Genomic DNA, 4133 nt, shown 5'->3' with positions numbered 1-4133 from the left:
TCGCCAAGCCCTTTGAGCGGCTCACGATCCGCGACGCGATCCTCAAGCACACGGAGGCCGGCGAGAACGTCGACAACCGCGAGTGGCTCACGAACGCTCTGCGCAGGATCGGCCTGACCGAGGAGAAGGACCGGCTGTCCGCCCGTTCGCTCGCCTCGCTGCAGGTGCTCTATTTCGAGGAGAAGGTGGAGGAGCAGCTGTGGCAGCCGACCTTCATCATGGAACACCCCACCGAGATCTCGCCGCTGGCGCGCGCCAACGACGAGCGCCCGGAGGTCACCGAGCGCTTCGAGCTGTACATCACCGGCCGCGAGATGGCCAACGGCTTCTCGGAGCTCAATGACGCCGAGGACCAGGCCGCGCGCTTCATGGCGCAGGTGAGCGCCAAGGACGCCGGCGACGAGGAGGCGATGTACTTTGACCACGACTTCGTGCGCGCGCTGGAATACGGCATGCCGCCGGCGGGCGGCTGCGGCGTGGGGATCGACCGGCTGATGATGCTGCTGACCGACAGCCCCAGCATCCGCGACGTGATCCTGTTCCCGGCGCTGCGGCGCGAAGGCTGATGCGCGCCGGCGCCGGGCCGGCGCTCGGCATCGACTTCGGCACCTCCAATTCCGCCGTTTCCTTCCTCGGCGCCGACGGGCTCGCCCGCCTGGTGCCGCTGGAAGGCGACGCCACGACCATGCCGACGGCGGTGTTCTTCGACGTGGAGGATCACCGCACCCACTTCGGGCGGGACGCCATCCAGCTGTACCTGGCCGGCGTCGAAGGGCGATTGATGCGCTCGCTCAAGAGCCTGCTCGGAAGCAGCCTGCTGGAGGAGGAGACGGCGGTGGGCACCGGCGTCATGAGCTTCCGCGCGATCATCACGCTGTTCCTGCGCGAACTGCGTACGCGCGCGGCGCGCCACGCCGGCGGCGAGCCCACGCGGGCCGTCATCGGCCGGCCGGTGCACTTCGTCGACGACGATCCGCAGCGCGATGCCCGTGCCCAGGAGGCCTTGCGCGAAGCCGCCGGCGCCGCGGGCTTCACCGACGTCGCCTTCGCGCTGGAGCCGATCGCCGCCGCGCTGGACTACGAGCGCCGGCTCGCGGCCGAGGCCGTGGTGCTGGTGGTGGACATCGGCGGCGGCACCTCGGACTTCACGGTGGTGCGGCTGGGGCCGCAGCGCCTGCAACGGCGCGACCGCGCGAGCGACATCCTGGCGACCACGGGCGTGCACATCGGCGGCACCGACTACGACCGGCAGCTGAACCTGCAGCAGGTGATGCCCCTGCTCGGGTTCCGCCACCTCGGGCCGTCGGGCCGCGAGGTGCCGAGCGCCACCTTCTTCAACCTGGCGACCTGGCACCTGATCCACCGCATGGGAACGCCGAAGGCCATCCGCGAAGCGCGCGAACTGCGCAGCAACTACGGCGAGCCGCGGCTGCACGACCGGCTGATGACGGTGCTGGAGCAGCGTCTGGGGCACCGGATCGCGAACGAGGTGGAAGCCGCGAAGATCTCGGTCTCCGTGCACGGCCGACCGGCGCCGATCGAGCTTGCCGCGGTCGAACCGGGGCTGGCCGCTTCGCTTTCCGACGCCGAGATGGGCGACCACCTCGCCGGCCTGCTGGAACAGGTGGTGGACTGCGCGGCGGAGTGCGTGCGCCGCGCGGGCTGCAAGGGCCTCGATGCGGTGTACCTCACCGGCGGCTCGTCGGCGCTGCGGCCCTTCCGAACGCTGCTCGAACAGCGCTTCGCCGGCACGCCGGTGATCGAAGGCGACCTGTTCGGCGGTGTCGCCTCGGGCCTGTCCTACGCGGCGCTTCGCTCCTGACGCTTCCTTTCGCGGGCCCGCCGAGCGCGGCCGTTCGGAGGCTGGGGGTGAGCGCGCAGCCGAACCCCCGCGTTCTTCCCGTCCCGATCAGGGCAGCAGTTGCAGCGCGCGCATGTAGCGCGGCTCCGTAATCAGCGAGTCCCAGGACACGGAGGGGCCGCAAGGCAGCAGGGCCAGGCGGCGCTGCTCGCTGACCTCGTTGGCGCGCCATTCCCCGCGCGACTGCGCCTCGGCCAGGCCATCGAGCATCTCGTCGATCGAGCGGCCGCCTTCGCTGTTCACCGACTCGTTGCAAAGCAGCACCATGTCGCAGCCCGCGGCCAGCGCCGCCACGGCGGCTTCGGTGAAGGTGACGTCGCGGCCCTCGATCTTGCGGGCGCCCGCCATGCTCAGGTCGTCGCTGAAGATCGCGCCCTGGAAGTGCAGCTTCTCGCGCAGGATCTCGTTGAGCCATTTCGGCGAGAAGCCCGCCGGCAGCGAGTCCACCTTGGGATAGATCACGTGCGCCGGCATCACGCTGGTGAGCGTCGCGCCGAGCCACTCGTAGGGGATGGCATCTTCCTCCAGAATGGCCTTGAGGCTGCGCGGATCCACCGGGATCTCCAGGTGCGAATCGGCCTTGACGAAGCCGTGCCCCGGGAAATGCTTGCCGCAATTGGCCACGCCGGCCTGCAGCAGGCCGTGCATGAGGCTGCGGGCCAGGAGCGTGGCCACCCGCGGGTCACGGTGGAAGGCGCGGTCGCCGATCACCGAGCTCTCGCCGTAGTCCAGGTCCAGCACCGGCGTGAAGCTGAAGTCGACCCCGCAGGCGCGCAGTTCGGCGCCAAGCACGTAGCCGGCGGCGGTGGCGGCGGCCATGGCGCGCATCGCGCCCGAGCCCTCGCGGCCCTTCGCGTCCTTGAACCACAGCTCGCCGAAGCGCCGCATCGGCGGCAGGTGGGTGAAGCCGCCGCTGCGGAAGCGCTGCACCCGCCCGCCCTCGTGGTCGACGCAGATCAGCAGGTCCTCCCGCACTTCCTTGATCTGCGCGCACAGCGCCGCGAGCTGCTCGCGGCTTTCCCAGTTGCGGGCGAACAGGATCATGCCGCCCACCAGCGGGTGCGCGAGGCGGCGCCGGTCGTCCTCGCTCAAGGCAAGGCCCGCCACGTCCAGGATCACCGGGGCATGTTCACTCATGGTTTTGTTCTTTCCGTTCGATCACCACGAAGCTCGCGGCGTAGTCGCTCTCGTCCGTCACGCTCACCTGTGCCTGCAGCCCGCGCGCCTCGCACCAGGCCTTGAGCGACCCGTGCAGCACGATCACCGGCTTGCCGCTCGCGAGCTTGCCGACCTCGCAGGCGCGCCACGTCATGGGCATGCGCATGCCCAGGCCCACGGCCTTGCTGAACGCCTCCTTGGCGGAAAAGCGGGTGGCCAGGAAGCGCACGCCGCGCTCGGGCCAGCGCGCGCTGCGCGCCTGCCAGGTGGCGAACTCGCCGTCGGCGAGGATCTTGCGGGCGAAGCGCTCGCCGTGCTTTTCCAGCGAGGCGCGGATGCGCCGCACGTCGCAGATGTCGGTGCCGATGCCGTAGATCACTGCTCGGGCATCCGGCTGCCGCGCCCCATCGCGGCGAGGTAGGCCCGCACGGTGGCGGCATACCCCAGCTCCAGCGCGTCGGCGATGAGCGCATGGCCGATCGAGACCTCCAGCACGCCGGGCACCGCCTGCAGGAAGTCCGGGAGGTTGTCGCGATTGAGGTCGTGGCCGGCGTTGACGCCCAGGCCCGCGGCGTGGGCCGCCTGCGCGGCGTCGGCGAAGCGCCGCAGCTGCGCGGCGTGCTCCGGCGTGCCCCAGGCTGCGGCGTAGGGCTCGGTATAGAGCTCGACGCGGGCGGCGCCGACCGCCCTGGCCAGCGGAATGCTGCGCGCCTCGGCGTCCATGAACAGGCTCACCCGCACGCCCAGCGCCTTGGCTTCCGCGATCAGCGGCTTGACCCGCTCGCCGTCCTTCTCCAGGTCCCAGCCGTGGTCGCTGGTGAACTGGCCTTCGGCATCGGGGACGAAGGTGCACTGCTGCGGACGCACCTCGCGCACGAAGTCCATCAGGTTGTGGAAGGGGTTGCCCTCGATGTTGAATTCCGCGGCGGGCCAGTCCTTCAGCAGCGCAGCCAGCTCGCGCACGTCGCCGGCACGGATGTGGCGCTCGTCGGGGCGCGGATGCACCGTGATGCCGTGCGCGCCGGCCTGCAGGCACAGCGTGGCCGCGCGCGTGACGCTGGGGATGCCCAGGTGGCGCGTGTTGCGCACCAGGGCGACCTTGTTGAGGTTGACC

5 protein-coding genes are annotated in these 4133 nt (G+C 70.8%); 2 read left to right on the top strand and 3 right to left on the bottom strand.

Features of this window, described 5'->3' with window-relative positions; genetic code table 11:
* Together VFM98_RS18555 and VFM98_RS18550 are read left to right on the top strand one after the other, a co-directional pair.
* Positions 1-566 (top strand): amino acid--tRNA ligase-related protein (locus VFM98_RS18555; RefSeq protein ID WP_325111378.1); only part of this gene is annotated, 566 nt, incomplete at its 5' end.
* Positions 566-1822 carry an Hsp70 family protein gene (locus VFM98_RS18550; RefSeq protein ID WP_325111377.1) on the top strand — a complete coding sequence of 419 codons (1257 nt, stop codon included), beginning with the start codon at positions 566-568 and terminating at the stop codon, positions 1820-1822. The genes VFM98_RS18555 and VFM98_RS18550, both read left to right, overlap by 1 nt.
* Positions 1823-1909: 87 nt before the next feature.
* Here the strand turns inward: VFM98_RS18550 and nagZ are convergent, their stop codons facing one another.
* The 3 genes from nagZ to VFM98_RS18535 all read right to left on the bottom strand — a co-directional run.
* The gene (gene nagZ / locus VFM98_RS18545) at positions 1910-2998 is read right to left on the bottom strand and encodes a beta-N-acetylhexosaminidase (RefSeq protein WP_325111376.1); all 1089 of its coding nucleotides are present in this window, start codon (positions 2996-2998) and stop codon (positions 1910-1912) included.
* Positions 2991-3398, bottom strand: coding sequence for a holo-ACP synthase (gene acpS / locus VFM98_RS18540; RefSeq protein WP_325111375.1), 408 nt, complete (start codon positions 3396-3398; stop codon positions 2991-2993). Before acpS ends, nagZ begins: the two co-directional genes overlap by 8 nt.
* The coding region (locus VFM98_RS18535; protein WP_325111374.1) for a pyridoxine 5'-phosphate synthase at positions 3395-4133 on the bottom strand (739 nt) is incomplete at its 5' end. The genes VFM98_RS18535 and acpS, both read right to left, overlap by 4 nt.

Source organism: Ramlibacter sp. (genome assembly GCF_035706265.1).
Taxonomy (GTDB): Bacteria; Pseudomonadota; Gammaproteobacteria; order Burkholderiales; family Burkholderiaceae_C; genus Ramlibacter.
This window is presented reverse-complemented; position numbering and strand designations above follow the sequence as displayed.